Source organism: Thermomonospora sp. CIF 1 (assembly GCF_001896795.1).
GTDB lineage: Bacteria > Actinomycetota > Actinomycetes > Streptosporangiales > Streptosporangiaceae > Thermomonospora > Thermomonospora curvata.
Genome location: NZ_MOYN02000001.1, coordinates 1 through 15935, shown reverse-complemented (window position 1 = coordinate 15935; position 15935 = coordinate 1). Strand labels below are relative to the sequence as shown.

Here is a 15935-nt window from a genome sequence, read left to right as displayed (position 1 = left end):
CGCCGGGAGAAGATCGGGTCCTCATCACCCCTCAGAGGGATCGCAACCGGGTAGCTTCGGCCCATGCTTGACGGGCCCAGTGAGTCCTCATCACCCTTCAGGGGGTTCGCAACGCCGACGCCGCGTTAGTTCCTGCCTCGAACACCGCCCGGTACCCCAAAGCATTCACGACTTCCAGAGGACGAATCAGAGAACCCCGGTGAACCTTTTCAGCACGCTGCTCCCGTAAGCCGGGATGGGTGCACCCCTGTCAAAGGCGCAGCCTAGGACCTGCAACGACGAGGCTCCCGTCTCCACCCCTTCAAGGTCATGCGTCGAAAGGGACTATCGGCCGTAGCTACTTGCCGTACTTGAGGATGACGCTGCTCTGGTAGACCTCCCTCTCGTCCGCAAGGGCGCCGACCGCCCAGACGGAAGTGGTCTTCGGAATATGGGCCAGCGCGTTGATCTCCGGCCGCAAACCATCCTTTCTCGGAAGGGAGACGGTCTTCCACTTGCCGGACTTGTAGTGCAGGAGCTTCTGCCCGGCCCGCATCCACAGGCCACCCTTGCCGTCGTAGACCAGGTCGGACAGCACGCCCTTGACCGGAGCGGTCCTCTTGGTCCACTTCTTGCCGTTCCAGCGCAGCAGCAGGCCACGCCCCGCTGTTGGAAACCCCGGCCACCCACACGTTCTTGCTGCTGAACGCCAGCACATCCCCGGCCACGGTGCCGCTAGTGCGGGTGCCCAAGGGCTGGGCCTGCTTCTTCCACTTCTTGCCGTCCCAGCGCATCACCGTGGGGATGGGCTGAGCAGCGCCCCTGACCCAGCCGACCGCCCAGACTTGCTTGCTGGAGACGGCGCTGGCCTGGACGATGGGCCCCGGGGCCTTGACCTTGCGCCACTTGCGGCCGTTGTAGTGCCGCACGTCGGGGTTGAACTTCTCTGGACCGGTACGGGCGAACGACCAAACATCCCGGGCGCTGACCGCTAGCAGCGTCGGCGCGTGCGGCCAGGACGACTTGGATATGTCGGCAGTGAAGACCGCCCACTTCTTGCCGTTTCAGCGGCGCACGACGGGCAGGGTCTGACCATCACCGGACTGATAGCCGACCGCCCAGGCGTTCTTGGCGCTGATGGCGCCACGTCGTATAGCCCAGAGTTCTTGCCCGGCGTGGCGATGACACGCCAGCCGGGAGCGGCATGGGCCGGCACAGCGACCGAAAGAGCCGAAACGGCGGCCGTGATACCGATGACGCTCCCGTGGGCCTTGATATTCACTCAGTCCACTTTTAACCGATTGTCGTACAACCCGGAGAGCATAGTGTGATCTTCACCGGATTTTCCGGGAATCTGCGGCACACCCGGACCACCGATTCGACAGGGTAAGTACCGGTGGCCATTTCAATACCTGACCTGCAGGTTCACGCCGCCCCCAGCAGACATGACACTTGCCGTTCCCTCAAGCCCCGCAGCATCCCAGTCGGCCGGTGGGCGGCCGACCGCCCGGACTCCCGCCGTGGACGAGCCCCCGCTMACCTCCACGACGACACCGGGCGGGGGCCGCCCACACCTGGCCCCGAGTACCGGCCTCCGCGCAGTGCCATCCACCGCGGCCGGCAGACGACTCAGCGGCGCTCGTTGATGCGGATSAGGTTGCCYGCCGGGTCSCGGAAGGCGCAGTCGCGCACYCCRTACGGCTGCTCGGTCGGTTCCTGGACGACCTCGGCGCCGCGGGCCTGCACCCGCTCGAARGTGCCGTCCAGGTCCTTGGTGGACAGGATGATGTGGCCGTAGGTGCCCTTGGCCATCATCTCGGCGATGGTGCGGCGCTCGTCCTCGGTGATGCCGGGATCGGCGTTCGGCGGGTACAGGACRATGGAGACGTCGGGCTGCGAGGGCGGCCCCACGGTGATCCAGCGCATGCCGCCGTAACCGACGTCGTTACGGACCTCGAACCCCAGAACGTCCCGGTAAAAGGCCAGGGAGGCGTCCGGATCGCTGTGCGGCAGGAAGGTCTGCTGAATGGTGATGTCCATGTCCTTCACGCTAGATGCGGCACCAAAACCCGCGCTTCTCGATTTCTGACCGGTCTGGTCACCTGCTTGGCCACGCAGGAAGGCATCCCCTTGGTGGCGTCCGCCGCCATCCGCCGGTAGACACTCGGCGGCACCCCCACCAGCTCGGTGAAACGAGTGCTGAACGTCCCCAACGACGAGCACCCGACCGCAAAGCAGACCTCGGTGACGCTCATATCCCCACGCCGCAACAGCGCCATGGCCCGCTCGATGCGCCGCGTCATCAGATAGGAGTACGGCGACTCCCCATAGGCMCGCCGAAACTCCCGGCTGAGATGCCCGGCCGACATGTGCACRTCCCGAGCCAGCGCCTCAACGTTCARCGGCTGYGCRTACTCCCGATCGATCCGATCACGCACCCGCCGCAACCGCGCCAGGTCCTTCAACCGCTGCTCTGAGATGGGGCTACCGCTCACACCAGCATCGTGCCAACCGGCACCGACATTCCWYVSWGYCCATSCSGTTGCTCCACCGTCACATGCCGTCCGAATACGCCGGCATACGGTCCCACCCAGTCGGCGGAMCCCGCCGATCGAGGTGTTCACCCGGCTCGAGACACCAGTGTTTCCACCGACTCCGCCATCCTCAGCGGCCGGGGAAGGCGTTGCGGCCGTGCTTGCGAATCAACGCTCCGGATCGCTCTTCCGAAGGGAGCCGACACCTGCCGTCATGCGTCCCCATCGGTTCCTCCCACGACAGGCAGCAGCACGGGCTCCCTTGCTCTACGGACCATCCCCGCACATGCAGGGCCGACATCATCGTGGTGACGCAGACTGCGAAGCAATCGGGGCCATCCCCGCCGTATGCGGGGTCAACACTCATCGAGCTGGAAGTCGATCGGCGAAGACGGATGAAGGCATCGGGCCTTCATGAGCGGTTCGGCTTCTGGAGCTCCGTCGGTGCCGGCCGTCGTGTCTCCTCAACCCCCAAGCTGATGGGACAGCCCTTCCAGGCGTCCCAGTGTCCGCAGAGCACCAGTGCCATGAGGGGACGAAAAGATCTCGAGGCCGGGTCCGTCATGATYGGARCYGGCCTCTSAMSAAGTKYYTCGAMGTGGGCCTAGGTGGACTTGAACCACCGACCTCATCCTTATCAGGGATGCGCTCTAACCGACTGAGCTATAGGCCCGGGGCGGTCCGCCTGTTCGGCGGTTGCCGTAGAGGAGAGTACCGCATGTCAGGGGGCAACCTGAAATCAGATTGCCGGCTGCCCGCCCGCGCGGTGCCGGAGTGGGGTCACTCGGCCTCCTTGAGGGTGACCTCGATGCCGCCCACCAGGTCGGCGGCCAGGTTGTAGATGACCGAGCCGACGGTGGACAGGGCGGTGATGAGCAGGACGTTGAGGGCGCCGACCAGGACGGTGTAGCCGAAGATGCGGCCGAAGCCGAACCAGTTGGCGGCGTCCACGCCGCCGGAGGAGCTCTGGTCGCGGGTGAGGTCGTTGACGGTCTCGCTGATGGCGTCGAAGACGCCCAGGCCGGAGAGGATCACGTACAGGACGGTGACGGCCACCAGCAGGACGATGAAGGCGACCAGGGACATCACGAAGCTGAACTTCATGACCGACCACGGCTCCAGCCGGGCGAGCTGGAGCTGGGCGCGGCGCGGGGTCCGGCCGCCGGAGCCGCCCAGCCGGGCCACCGCGCGCTTGGACTGGGCGGAGCCGGGCGGGGCGGGCGGGGCCATGGTCGGGGCGCCCTGAGGGCCGCCCGGGGGCCGCTGCTGGCCCCCGGAGGCGCCGGCGGCGGGCAGGGCCGGCAGCGAGGAGGAGCCGCTCTGGGAGGCGGATGGCGACCACGACGGGTCTTTGGAGGGGATCGGGTCGCTGACCGGGGCGATGCCCTCCGGACGGGTCAGGTCGTGGACGCCGCCGTCGCCGGGGCGGTCCGGCTTGTTCAGGTCGGGAGCGCTGCCGTTGGCGCCGGGATCGGTCTCCGAGGGACGGTTGGTGCTCTGGTTGGGTTGAGTGCTCACTCGTCCTCCTCGCGGCCCGGCGCGTTCACGCTCGCCGGTCGCTGCTGCGACGCCCGGCCGGTCGCATCAGTCACTGCGGCTTTCCCTCTGCCGTCTGCGGGTCGCCCGCCTCGGGCTCCTCTTCCATGGACGACTCTACGTTCCTCGCGATGGCGACGACGCTGTCCCCCTCCGCGAGATTCATCAGCCGGACCCCCATGGTCTGACGGCCCGACCGCTTGATCTCACCGGCGTTCGTCCGGATCACTCCCCCGTTCGAGGTCATGGCGAACACGCCGTCTTCGGGGCGGACCATGAGCGCGCCGACCAGCTTGCCGCGGGCTTGCACGATCTTAGCGGTCAGCACGCCTTTGCCGCCCCGGCCTTGGACAGGGTATTGCTCCACGGGGGTGCGCTTGGCGTATCCGCCTTCGGTGGCCACCAGCACGTCCTCGTCGCCGTCGCGGATGACGTGCATGTCCAGCAGGTGGCCGGTGTCGAAGCGCATGCCGATCACGCCGCTGGTGGCCCGGCCCATGGGGCGCAGCTGCTCGTCGTCGGCGTGGAAGCGGATGGCCTGGGCGTTGGTGCCGACCAGCAGCAGGTCGTCGGTGGGGAAGACCAGGCGGGCGGCGATCACCTCGTCGCCCTCGGCGAGGTTGATGGCGATGATGCCGCCGGTGCGGGGGGAGTCGAAGTCCTTCAGCGCGGTCTTTTTAACCTTGCCCTGCCTGGTGGCGAGCACCAGGTAGGGGGCGACGTCGTAGTCGCGCAGGTCGAGCACCTCGGCGATGTGCTCTTCGGGCTGGAAGGCGAGCATGTTGGCCACGTGCTGGCCGCGGCTGTCGCGGCCGCCCTCGGGCAGCTCATAGGCCTTGGCCCGGTACACCCGCCCCTTGTTGGTGAAGAACAGCAGCCAGTGGTGGGTGGTGGTGACGAAGAAGTGCTCGACGATGTCGTCCTGTTTGAGCTGGGCGCCGCGGACGCCCTTGCCGCCGCGCTTTTGCTCCCGGTAGGCGTCCACGCGGGTGCGCTTGGCGTAGCCGCCGCGGGTGATGGTGACGACGATGTCCTCTTCGGGGATGAGGTCCTCATAAGAGACGTCGCCGTCGAAGGGGACGATCTGGGTGCGCCGCTCGTCGCCGTAGCGTTCGACGATCGGTTCCAGCTCTTCGCGGACGATGCGCCGCTGCCGCTCCGGGGAGGCCAGGATCTCGTTGAAGTCGGCGATCTCGGCCATCAGCCGCTCGTACTCGTCGGTGATGGCCTGCCGTTCCAGGGCGGCCAGCTTGCGCAGCTGCATGTCCAAGATGGCCTGGGCCTGGACCTCGTCGATCTGCAGCAGCGCCATCAGGCCCTCTTGGGCGGCCTGGGCCGATTCCGAGCCGCGGATCAGCGCGATGACCTCTTCGATGCGGTCCAGGGCGCGCAGCAGGGCGCGCAGGATGTGGGCGCGTTCTTCGGCCTTGCGCAGCAGGAAGCGGGTGCGCCGGACGATGACGTCGATCTGGTGGTCGACCCAGTAGCGGATGAACTGGTCCAGCCGCAGGGTGCGGGGCACCCCGTCGACCAGGGCCAGCATGTTGGCGCCGAAGGTCTCCTGCAGCTGGGTGTGCTTGTAGAGGTTGTTGAGGACGACCTTGGCGATGGCGTCCTTCTTCAGGACGATCACCAGGCGCTGGCCGGTGCGGCCGGAGGTCTCGTCGCGGACGTCGGCGATGCCCTCCAGCTTGCCTTCCTTGACCAGCTCGGCGATCTTCAGCGCGAGGTTGTCGGGGTTGACCTGGTAGGGCAGTTCGGTGACGACCAGGCAGGTGCGGCCCTGGATCTCCTCGATCTCCACGACCGCGCGCATGGTGATGGAGCCGCGGCCGGTGCGGTAGGCGTCCTCGATGCCCTTGCGGCCGACGATGAGGGCGGCGGTGGGGAAGTCGGGGCCCTTGATCCGTTCGATCAGGGCGTCCAACAGCTCTTCGTCGGAGACGTGGTAGTTGTCCAGGTACCAGAAGACGCCCTCGGCGACCTCCCGCAGGTTGTGCGGGGGGATGTTGGTGGCCATCCCGACGGCGATGCCGGCCGAGCCGTTGACCAGCAGGTTGGGGAAGCGGGCCGGCAGCACGTCCGGCTCGGTGGAGCGGCCGTCGTAGTTGGGGGAGAAGTCGACGGTCTCCTTGTCGATGTCCCGCAGCATCTCCATGGCCAGCGGGGCCAGGCGGCACTCGGTGTACCGCATGGCCGCGGCCGGGTCGTTGCCGCGGGAGCCGAAGTTGCCGTTGCCATCGACCAGGGGGTACCGCATGGCCCACGGCTGGGCGAGGCGGACCAGCGTGTCGTAGATGGCGCTGTCGCCGTGGGGGTGGTAATTCCCCATGACGTCGCCGACGACGCGGGCGCACTTGAAGTAGCCGCGGTCGGGGCGGTAGCCGCCGTCGTACATGGCGTACAGCACGCGGCGGTGCACGGGTTTGAGTCCGTCGCGCACCTCGGGCAACGCCCGGGCGACGATCACGGACATCGCGTAGTCGAGGTAGCTGCGTTGCAGCTCGACCTGGATGTCGACCGGTTCGATGCGCTCGCCCGGTCCGCTGCCCCCGGTGGTCACTTCCGTCACTGCTTCAAGACCTCTTCTACGTAGTGGACGTCCACGGCCGGCGTCCGCCCGCGCGCGGGCGGCGGGACCGGGGCGCTAGATGTCGAGGAAGCGCACGTCCTTGGCGTTGCGCTGGATGAACTCGCGGCGGGGTTCGACGTCCTCGCCCATCAGGACGCTGAACAGCTCGTCGGCCTGGGCGGCGTCGTCCAGCGTGACCTGCAGCAGCACCCGGCGGCTGGGGTCCATGGTGGTGTCCCACAGCTCTTGGGCGTTCATCTCGCCCAGTCCCTTGAAGCGCTGCACGCCGTCGCGGGGACGGGGGTCGCGTTTGCCGGCGGCGATGCCGGCCTCGATGATGGCGTCGCGTTCGGCGTCGGAGTAGGCGTACTCGGCGTCCTGGCCGCGCTGATCCCACTTGATCTTGTAGAGCGGGGGCTGGGACAGGTAGACGTGCCCGGCCTCGATCAGCGGCCGCATGAAGCGGAACAGCAGCGTCAGCAGCAGGGTGTTGATGTGGTGGCCGTCGATGTCGGCGTCCGACATCAGGATGATCTTGTGGTAGCGGAGCTTGCTGATGTCGAACTCATCGTGCACCCCGGTGCCGAGCGCGGTGATGATCGCCTGAACCTCGGCGTTCTTGAGGATCTTGTCGATCCGGGCCTTCTCGACGTTGAGGATCTTGCCGCGGATCGGCAGGATCGCCTGGAAGTGGGGGTTGCGTCCGCCCTTGGCCGAGCCGCCGGCCGAGTCGCCCTCCACGATGTACAGCTCGCACTTGGCCGGGTCGGTGGACTGGCAGTCGGCCAGCTTGCCCGGCAGTGAGGTGGACTCCAGCAGGCTCTTGCGGCGGGTCAGGTCGCGGGCCTGGCGGGCGGCGATGCGGGCCCGGGCGGCCTGGCTGGCCTTGTTGATGATCTCTTTGGCCTGGCCGGGCTCGCGGTCGAACCAGTCCTTCAGGTGCTCGTGGACGGTCTTTTGGACGAACGAGCGGGCCTCGGTGTTGCCGAGCTTGGTCTTGGTCTGGCCCTCGAACTGGGGGTTGGTGAGCTTGATGGAGATGATCGCGGTGAGGCCCTCGCGGACGTCCTCGCCGGTGAGGTTGTCGTCCTTTTCCCGCAGCAGGCCCTTGTCGCGGGCGTAGCGGTTGACCACGCTGGTCAGCGCCGAGCGGAAGCCCTCTTCGTGGGTGCCGCCCTCGGCGGTGTTGATGGTGTTGGCGAAGGTGTGGACCGACTCGGTGTAGGAGCCGCTCCACTGCATCGCCACCTCCACCGACATGCCCTCGGTGTGCTCCTCGAAGGAGATCACGTCGGGGTGGACGGCGTCCTTCTTGGCGTTGAGGTAGCGGACGAAGTCGGAGATGCCGCCCTCGTAGCAGTAGACCACCCGGCGGGGCTCGGTGCCGTCCTCGCCGCCCAGGTGCCCGGGGCGCTCGTCGGTCAGCGTGATGGACAGGCCCCGGTTGAGGAAGGCCATCTCCTGCAGCCGCCGCGAGAGCGTCTCGAAGTTCCACTCGACGGTCTCGAAGATCTCCGGATCCGGCCAGAAGGTGATGGTGGTTCCGGTCTCGTCGGTGGGTTCGCCCTTGGCCAGCGGGGCGATGGGGCCGCGCCAGGTGTAGGACTGCCGCCAGACGTATCCCTTTTGCCGGACTTCGGCGTCCAGCCTGGTCGACAGGGCGTTGACGACGGAGGAGCCGACGCCGTGCAGACCGCCGGAGACCGCGTAGGACTTGCCGTCGAACTTGCCGCCGGCGTGCAGCGTGGTGAGCACCACCTCGATCGCCGGGCGCTTTTCCACCGGATGCTCGTCCACGGGGATGCCACGGCCGTTGTCTGCGACCCGGACGCCGCCGTCGGCCAGCAGCGTCACCTCGATGGTGTCGGCGTAGCCCGCCAGCGCCTCGTCGACGGAGTTGTCGACTATCTCGTAGACCAGGTGGTGCAGCCCGCGTTCGCCGGTGGAGCCGATGTACATGCCCGGGCGTTTGCGCACCGCCTCCAGGCCTTCAAGGACAGTGATGGAACTAGCGTCGTACGCCAAAGGAGATCCTCCTGCCGGGGATGTTCGCCGCCGTGCCACGCCCGGGGAGTGCGAGCAAGGCGTTGCGGTGTGCCCCGTAACACACTTAGGGGGCGTCCGTTGGTTCCCTACACAGACTCAGACGACCCGTGGCGGCGCAGCATCCTGAACCCGTGCTCATTCTACCGGGTCATCTGCCAAAAAGGGCCACTCCTGGGCGCTAGGAGCGCGTTTGACGGTCGATCAGGCCTCCAGGTGAATCCCCCCATGCACCAGGGGGGCTTGTTGGGGCTATGAAGCGCTGGCAGCGAAACTCGCCGGTAATCGATGCGAACGGATGTTCACTCCGGGTACGCCCTCCGCGAACCGCCCGTGACCGGGATTCACCGCACCCGCCAGGCTCCGGGGCGCCGGGGCCCGGAGGCGGGGCCGAGGACCTTGACCCGGCGCACCGTGCCGTGCCCCAGCTCCTCGTTCAGCCGCCGGACCAGTTGCGCCGACAGCAGCCGGACCTGCTGGGCCCAGGCGTTGGAGTCGGCGACGATCGTCAGCTCCCCGTCGTCGAACCGCTCCGGCTTGGTGTGCCGGGCCAGCTCGGGGCCGACGATGCGCGGCCAGTTGCCGAACACCCCGCCGACCGCGGCCCGCTGCTCCCAGCCGCGGGCGGCCAGCAGCTCGCGGATCGCCGCGCCGAACGGCTTGGGGTCGCCGCCGCGGCCGACCTCGCGCACCGGCCTGGGCCGCGGCACGTTCTTGCGCCGCCCCCGGCCGGGCGTCGTGCCGCGCTTGAGCGCGTCGGCCCGGGCCTGCGCGAGGGCCTCCCGGGCCAGTTCGATGCCCGACTTGCCGGAGGCCGGCGCCGGCGGGGCGGGCTCGGCGGGGTCGTCCGCCGGGTGTGGATCCTTGTTCGGCTCAGAGGTCACGGGTCACCGCTCCGTTCTCCACGGTGAAGGAGGCGCCGCGCAGCTCGGCGGGGACGTCGGCGGGCACCGCGGCGGTGATGAGCACCTGCTCGGCCGGGGCCACCAGTTCCGCCAGCCGGCGGCGTCGGCCGGTGTCCAGTTCGGCGAACACGTCGTCCAGGATCAGCACGGGGTCGTCGCCGTCGGCCCGCAGCAGCTCGAAGGCGGCCAGCCGCAGCGCCAGGGCCAGCGACCAGGACTCCCCGTGGCTGGCGAACCCGCGGGCCGGCATCCCGCCCAGCTGCAGGACCAGCTCATCGCGGTGCGGGCCGACCAGGCTGACCCCGCGTTCCAGCTCTTGCCGGCGGACCTCGCGCAGCGCCTCTTCGATCAGGGGGGCCAGCGTCTGCCGGGGGACGGGCATCCGGTCCTCGGGCAGCCGTTCGCCCAGGGAGCTGCGGTAGGCCAGCGAGGCGATGCCGCCGCCGGGGGCCAGCGCGGCGTACGCCTTGGCCGCCAGCGGACTCAGGTCGGCCACCAGCTTGAGGCGGGCGGCCAGCAGTTCGGCGCCGACGCGGGCCAGGTGGGAGTCCCACACCTCCAGCGTGGCCAGCATCTCCGGGCCGGGGGGACGCCGGTGCGCGGCGGCGGACTTCAGCAGGGCGTTGCGCTGCCGCAGGACGCGGTCGTAGTCGGCGCGGACCCCGGCCAGGCGCGGGGCCCGCGCGGTCAGCAGCTCGTCCAGGAAGCGGCGCCGCTCCCCCGGGTCGCCTTTGACCAGCGCCAGGTCTTCGGGGGCGAACAGGACGGTGCGCAGCATCCCCAGGATCTCGCGCGGCCTGGGGACGGGGGCGCGGTTCAGCCTGGCCCGGTTGGATCTGCCGGGGTTGATCTCCAGTTCGATCAGGGCCTTGCGGTCGTCGCGCACCACCCCGGCCCGGACGATGGCCCGCGGCGCACCCTGCCGGATGAGAGGGGCGTCGGTGGCCACCCGGTGACTGGAGTGCGCGGCGACGTAGCCGATCGCCTCCATCAGGTTGGTCTTGCCCTGCCCGTTGGGGCCCACGAACACGCTCACCCCGGGCTCCAACGCGATCTCCGCGGTCGCGTAAGAGCGGAAGTCCTGGAGCGACAGGTGGGCCACGTGCACGGACACGAGGGTAGGGCAGAGGTATGACTGTCGCAGTCCGTCCACAGGCTGTGGAAAAAGACGGGCGGGCCGGGCGGTCATCCACAGGAGGTGGATGTGCGGGCATATGGCCCCGGAGATCAGACGGCGGGGGGAGCGACGTCGGCGCCGGGGGAGTCGGCGCCCTTGGCGGACTCGACCGCGTGGCCGCCGAACTGGTTGCGCAGCGCCGCCACCACCCGCATCGCCGGCGAGTCGTCCTGCCGGGAGGCGAACCGGGCGTACAGCGCGGCGGTGATCACCGGCAGCGGCACCGCGTGGTCCACGGCCGCCTGGACCGTCCAGCGGCCCTCGCCGGAGTCCTGGGCGTAGCCGCGGATGCCCTCCAGGCCGGGGTCGTCCTCCAGGGCGCGCACCAGCAGGTCCAGCAGCCAGGAGCGGATGACCGTGCCCTCCTTCCAGCTGCGGAAGGTCTCCGGGACGTCCTTGACCAGCCCGCTGGCGGCGATCAGCTCATAGCCCTCGGCGAAGGCCTGCATCATCCCGTACTCGATGCCGTTGTGGACCATCTTCACGAAGTGGCCCGCCCCGACCTTCCCGGCGTGCACGAAGCCGTACTCGCCGGCCGGCTTGAGGGTTTCGAAGATCGGCATCAGCCGCCTCACGTGCTCTTCTTCGCCGCCGACCATGAGGGCATAGCCGTTCTCCAGCCCCCACACCCCGCCGCTGACGCCGCAGTCGATGAAGCCGATGCCCTTGGCGGCCAGCCGTGCGCCGTGCTCCTGATCGTCCCGGTAGTGGCTGTTGCCGCCGTCGATGACCACGTCCCCCGGCTCCAGGAGCTCCCCCAGGCTGTGGACGGTCTGCCGGGTCGGTTCCCCGGCGGGCAGCATCACCCACACCGCCCGGGGCGCGGGCAGCCGCTCCACCAGCTCCTGAAGGCCGCTCACGTCGCTGAGGGACGGGTCACGGTCGTAGCCGACGACCGTGTGGCCGCCGCGGCGCAGCCGCTCGGCCATGTTCCCGCCCATACGGCCCAGTCCGACCATCCCGATGTGCATGGGCTCAAGCCTTCCTTCGACGCGCCGATCGGCGGGCGGGCACCCCGGATGCGTCCCGGTGCGCAGCGGCCCGCGTCGTCCAAGCATGCCGGCGGGCCGGGGGTGCCTTCGTGCCGCGCCGGCCGGTCCTGGTGCGCGGCGGCGGACCCCGCAGGCCCCCGGTGCGCCGCTCCCATGACCAGCTCCAGGTCACGGGAGCGGCGGCTCCCTGTGGCGGTGACACGGCCTGCCGCCGTGCCGTCTGTGCTCCCCGGATCCGGGTTACCCGGATCGGGCCGCCTCATCCCGACAGCCGCACCGGCATGATCAGGTAGCGGTAGGAGGGGGTGGCGCCCTCCTCCGGCGGCTTGCCGGTCAGCACGGCGGGCTTGGTGGGCGTGGTGAACGACAGCCGCGCCACGTCCGAACCGATCTGCGACAGCCCGTCCAGCAGGAAGCCGTGGTTGAAGGCGATGTTGATGTCCTCGCCCTCCAGCGTGGCCTCCAGCGCCTCCACGGCCTGGGCCTCATCGCCGGTGCCGGCCTCCAGGACGACCTCGCCCTGGCTGAAGGCCAGCCGCACCGGGGTGTTGCGCTCGGCCACCAGCGACACCCGCTTGACCGCCTCGATGAACGGGCCGGTCTGCACCTCGGCCATGCCGGCGTATTCGGTGGGCAGCAGCGAGCGGTACTTGACGAAGTCACCGTCCAGCAGCCGGGTGGTGGTGCGGCGGCCGCCGCCGGAGAAACCGATCATGCCCTCTCCGGTGCTGCCGGCGCCGCCCAGCGCCACCTCCACCTCCGCGCCGGAGGTCAGCGACTTGGCGGTGTCGGCGAGGGTGCGGGCGGGCACCAGGGCGGCGGCGGAGAAGTCCGGCCGTTCCGGCTTCCACTGCAGCTCCCGCACGGCCAGCCGGTAGCGGTCGGTGGAGGCCAGCGTGACGGTCTCGCCGTCGATCTCCACGCGCACGCCGGTGAGCATGGGGATGGTGTCGTCCTTGCCGGCGGCGATGGCCACCTGGTTGACCGCGACGGCGAACTCGTCGCTGCCCACCGACCCGGCGGCCGGGGGCATCTCCGGCAGCGACGGGTAGTCCTCCACCGGCATGGTGGGGAGGGTGAACTTGGCGCTGCCGCAGCGCAGCATCACCTTGCTGCCGTCGGCGGTCACCTCCACAGGGTGTGGAGGGAGGGCGCGTGAGATGTCGGCCAGCAGCCGCCCGGGCACCAGCACGGTTCCCGGCTCCTCGGCGTCGATGTCGGTGGTGACCTGAGCGGACACCTCGTAGTCGAACGCCGACAGCTTGAGCCGGTCACCCGCCTCCAGGTGCATGCCGCCCAGTACCGGCACCGGGGGGCGCTGCGGCAACGACCGGGCGGTCCAGGCCACGGCGTCGGCGAGGGCGTCTCGGTCGATACGGAACTTCACGGGGACTCGCCTTCCTGCAGGGTTCGGATCGTGGTGGCTCGACTTGCAGCGGGGTCGGGCGCGTTGTCCCCAGGCCCTGAGTTGAGTCGAGATTTCCTTCGTTGTTTAAACAGAGCCGTATTGGTCATAGGGCCTGTGGATACTGGGGATAACCGGTGTCTTCGCAGGTCACCGGGCGTTTGGTTATCCACCGGGGCTGTGGGTGGGCGGTGGACGAAGGCGAGCGCCCTGGGGATGGCCGAATCATCCCCACACCTCGTCCACACGTTATCCCCCACTTATCCACCGGTTGTCCGCAGCCTCGCGGCGCGATATCCACCACTGTGGACCGTCGGCCGGTGATCATGCGGATTCTTGAGCGTCTTCGCGGCTTCGAATGCGGTTCGGGCCGGGGTTGTCCCCAGGCCATCCCCAACTCATCCCCAGGTTGTCCCCAGGTTGTCCCCAACGGTACGCGGTGGCGGGCTCGGCCGTGCACACCTCGTCCCCAGGATGTCCCCAGGTTCTCCCCAGGTTTCGGGCACTGATCCACAGAGTTATCCCCAGCCTGTGTGGATAGTTTCACGCTGATCTGACAAAAACCGGCACAACGGACGGGGCTCGCGCGGCGGCGTCTGTGGACGCCCGCAGGCGGTTGTCCTCAGCGCTTGCGGGCCTGGTTCTTGATGCGCCCGGTCAGCTCGGTGACCTGGTTGTAGATGGCGCGGCGCTCGGCCATCAGCGCGCGGATCTTGCGCTCGGCGTGCATCGGTCAGCTCCCGGCACAGGTACATGGCGATCTGCCGGGCGGTCACCAGCATCCGGGACCGGGAGGGGCCGCACAGGTCCTCGATGGTGGTGCCGAAGTACTCCACCGTCTGCGCCATGATCATCGCGGCGGTGATCTCGGGCCCGCTGTCGTCGGGGATCAGGTCCTTGAGGACCGTCTCGGCCACCCGCATGTCCACCGACTGGCGGTTGAGGCTGGCGTAGGCGGTGACCCGGATCAACGCGCCCTCCAGCTCGCGGATGTTGGTGGCGATCTGGGAGGCGATGAACTCCACCACGTCCTGCGGCACCGCCAGCCCCTCCTGGCGGGCCTTCTTCTGCAGGATCGCGATCCGGGTCTCCAGCTCCGGCGGCTGCACGTCGGTGGTCAGGCCCCACTCGAAGCGGTTGCGCAGCCGGTCCTCCAGCGTCACCAGGTCCTTGGGCGGCCGGTCGCTGGAGATCACGATCTGCTTGCTGGCGTTGTGGAGGGTGTTGAAGGTGTGGAAGAACTCCTCCTGGGTCTGCTCCTTGCCCTCCAGGAACTGGATGTCGTCGACCAGGAGGATGTCGATGTCCCGGTAGCGGCGCCGGAAATGGTCGGCCTTGCCGTCCCGGATGGCGTTGATGAAGTCGTTGGTGAACTCTTCGGAGCTGACGTACCGGACGCGCACCCCGCTGAACAGGCTCTGGGCGTAGTGGCCGATGGCGTGCAGCAGGTGCGTCTTGCCCAGCCCGGAGTCGCCGTAGATGAACAGCGGGTTGTAGGCCTTGGCGGGCTGCTCGGCGACCGCCACGGCGGCGGCGTGGGCGAACCGGTTGGACGAGCCGATGACGAACGTCTCGAAGGTGTACTTGGGGTTCAGCCGGGCGTGCTCGGAACCGGGCCGGGGCTCGGCCGCCGGCCGCCGCTGCCAGGGCTGCTGCTCGTGCTCCCCGCCGTCGCCGGGACGGTCGGCCCGGCCGCCCGCGGGACGCCCCTGATTCAGGGGACCGTCGGCGGGAGGCTGCCCGAACGGGCCGGCGAACGTTCCCTCATAGGGCCGCGGACCCTGGCCGGGGGGCGGCAGGTGTCCCGCCTCGCCGTGCCCGTGCTCGTCGGAGCGGTGCCGGCCCTGGCCGGGGGGCGCCGGGTCGGCCGGGAGCATGCCCTCGGCCGAGTGCCGCGCGTCCGGGATCGGGAACAGGCCGGGACCCTCGCCGGGGCGGCCGGCGCCCTCGCCGAACGGGCGGTCCGCAAACGGCCGGTGCGGGTCGTCGGGCCGGGGAGCGGCGCCCTGACGGTCGTGGTGCGTTCCCAGATCGGCCGAGTTCTCCCCGGCGCGTCCGGCGCCCTCTTCGTAGCGGTTCTCGTAGTGGAGCGCTCCGCCGGGCCGGTCGCTCAGATGAGGAGGCATGTGGACCCCCGGCCTCCACGGGGATTCCTCGCCGTGGGGGGCGGCCTCGGGGCCTCGATGGTGTCCGGGCTCGCCGTCGCGATCGTGGCCGCCGGCGTGGCGTCCCTCATAGTCGCCCGGGTGGGGCTGGTAGGCGCGGTGACGTCCGGGCGGGTGGACGCCGTCGTGATCGGAGTCGTCGTGGCCGCCGTCGCGCGGCGGGGGATACCCCTGGCCGACGGGCCCGCCATAGCCGCCTTCGGGATATCCACCGGCCCCCCCGGGGCTGTGGATAACTCCGGGGTGCGACTGGCCGCGGTAGGCCGGCGGGGCGGGCTGCGCGCGGTCGGCGGGCGCGGGGTCGGACGGCGGCTCGGGCTGCACCGTCACCGCCACCCGGATCTCCCTGCCGAGTTCGGCCGAGAGCGCCTGAGTGATGAGCCCGCGCAGCCGCGTCTCCAGGGCGTCCTTGGCGAACTCGTTCGGCGCGGCCAGCAGTGCGGTGCCCTCTACCAGCGCCAATGGGCGTACCAAGGGCAGCCAGGCGCGATAGCTGGGCGGCAGGTCCCCCTCCGACAGGGCTGCGAGCGTACGGGCCCACACCGCGGTGAGGTCACGACCCTCCATACGCCACATCCCTCCCCAGGTCTCCTCGGCCGGAGCCCCGAAACAGGACTCTGGTCACAG

The 15935-nt window shown here is 69.5% G+C and carries 10 protein-coding genes, 1 tRNA gene and 1 pseudogene; all 12 read right to left on the bottom strand.

Annotated elements, in window-relative coordinates; genetic code table 11:
- Window positions 1–337 precede the first annotated feature (337 nt).
- Window positions 338–577 (bottom strand): hypothetical protein, encoded by a 240-nt coding sequence (locus tag BUE48_RS00060; protein WP_012850404.1) that lies wholly within the window; start codon window positions 575–577, stop codon window positions 338–340.
- 1031 nt (window positions 578–1608) lie between these two features.
- On the bottom strand, window positions 1609–2019 hold the full coding sequence (locus BUE48_RS00055) for a VOC family protein (protein WP_012850403.1): 411 nt from the start codon (window positions 2017–2019) through the stop codon (window positions 1609–1611).
- A gap of 5 nt (window positions 2020–2024) precedes the next feature.
- Entirely contained in the window at window positions 2025–2474 is a 450-nt protein-coding gene (locus BUE48_RS00050) for a helix-turn-helix transcriptional regulator (RefSeq protein WP_041439105.1), read from the bottom strand.
- A gap of 638 nt (window positions 2475–3112) precedes the next feature.
- Window positions 3113–3186: transfer RNA gene (locus BUE48_RS00045), tRNA-Ile, on the bottom strand.
- Window positions 3187–3293: 107 nt separating this feature from the next.
- Window positions 3294–4031 carry a DUF3566 domain-containing protein gene (locus tag BUE48_RS00040; protein WP_012850401.1) on the bottom strand — a complete coding sequence of 246 codons (738 nt, stop codon included), beginning with the start codon at window positions 4029–4031 and terminating at the stop codon, window positions 3294–3296.
- Between the two features lie 70 nt (window positions 4032–4101).
- Window positions 4102–6621, bottom strand: a complete 2520-nt coding sequence (gene gyrA, locus BUE48_RS00035) for a DNA gyrase subunit A (RefSeq protein ID WP_286988206.1) — start codon at window positions 6619–6621, stop codon at window positions 4102–4104.
- 75 nt (window positions 6622–6696) lie between these two features.
- Window positions 6697–8646 carry a DNA topoisomerase (ATP-hydrolyzing) subunit B gene (gyrB, locus tag BUE48_RS00030; protein ID WP_012850399.1) on the bottom strand — a complete coding sequence of 650 codons (1950 nt, stop codon included), beginning with the start codon at window positions 8644–8646 and terminating at the stop codon, window positions 6697–6699.
- 362 nt (window positions 8647–9008) lie between these two features.
- Entirely contained in the window at window positions 9009–9548 is a 540-nt protein-coding gene (locus BUE48_RS00025; protein WP_012850398.1) for a DciA family protein, read from the bottom strand.
- Window positions 9538–10677, bottom strand: coding sequence for a DNA replication/repair protein RecF (gene recF / locus BUE48_RS00020; RefSeq protein WP_012850397.1), 1140 nt, complete (start codon window positions 10675–10677; stop codon window positions 9538–9540). Before recF ends, BUE48_RS00025 begins: the two co-directional genes overlap by 11 nt.
- A gap of 119 nt (window positions 10678–10796) precedes the next feature.
- A complete protein-coding gene (gene gnd, locus BUE48_RS00015; RefSeq protein WP_502694586.1) occupies window positions 10797–11804 on the bottom strand; it encodes a phosphogluconate dehydrogenase (NAD(+)-dependent, decarboxylating) in 1008 nt (335 codons plus the stop codon).
- 193 nt (window positions 11805–11997) lie between these two features.
- Window positions 11998–13125, bottom strand: a complete 1128-nt coding sequence (gene dnaN / locus BUE48_RS00010) for a DNA polymerase III subunit beta (RefSeq protein WP_012850395.1) — start codon at window positions 13123–13125, stop codon at window positions 11998–12000.
- 640 nt (window positions 13126–13765) lie between these two features.
- A pseudogene (gene dnaA, locus BUE48_RS00005) lies at window positions 13766–15875 on the bottom strand (chromosomal replication initiator protein DnaA).
- Between the last annotated feature and the right edge of the window lie 60 nt (window positions 15876–15935).

Excerpts from the sequence above, each read along its gene's own strand:
- gnd (WP_502694586.1), bottom strand. The coding sequence starts at position 11,804 with ATGCTTGGACGACGCGGGCCGCTGCGCACCGGGACGCATCCGGGGTGC.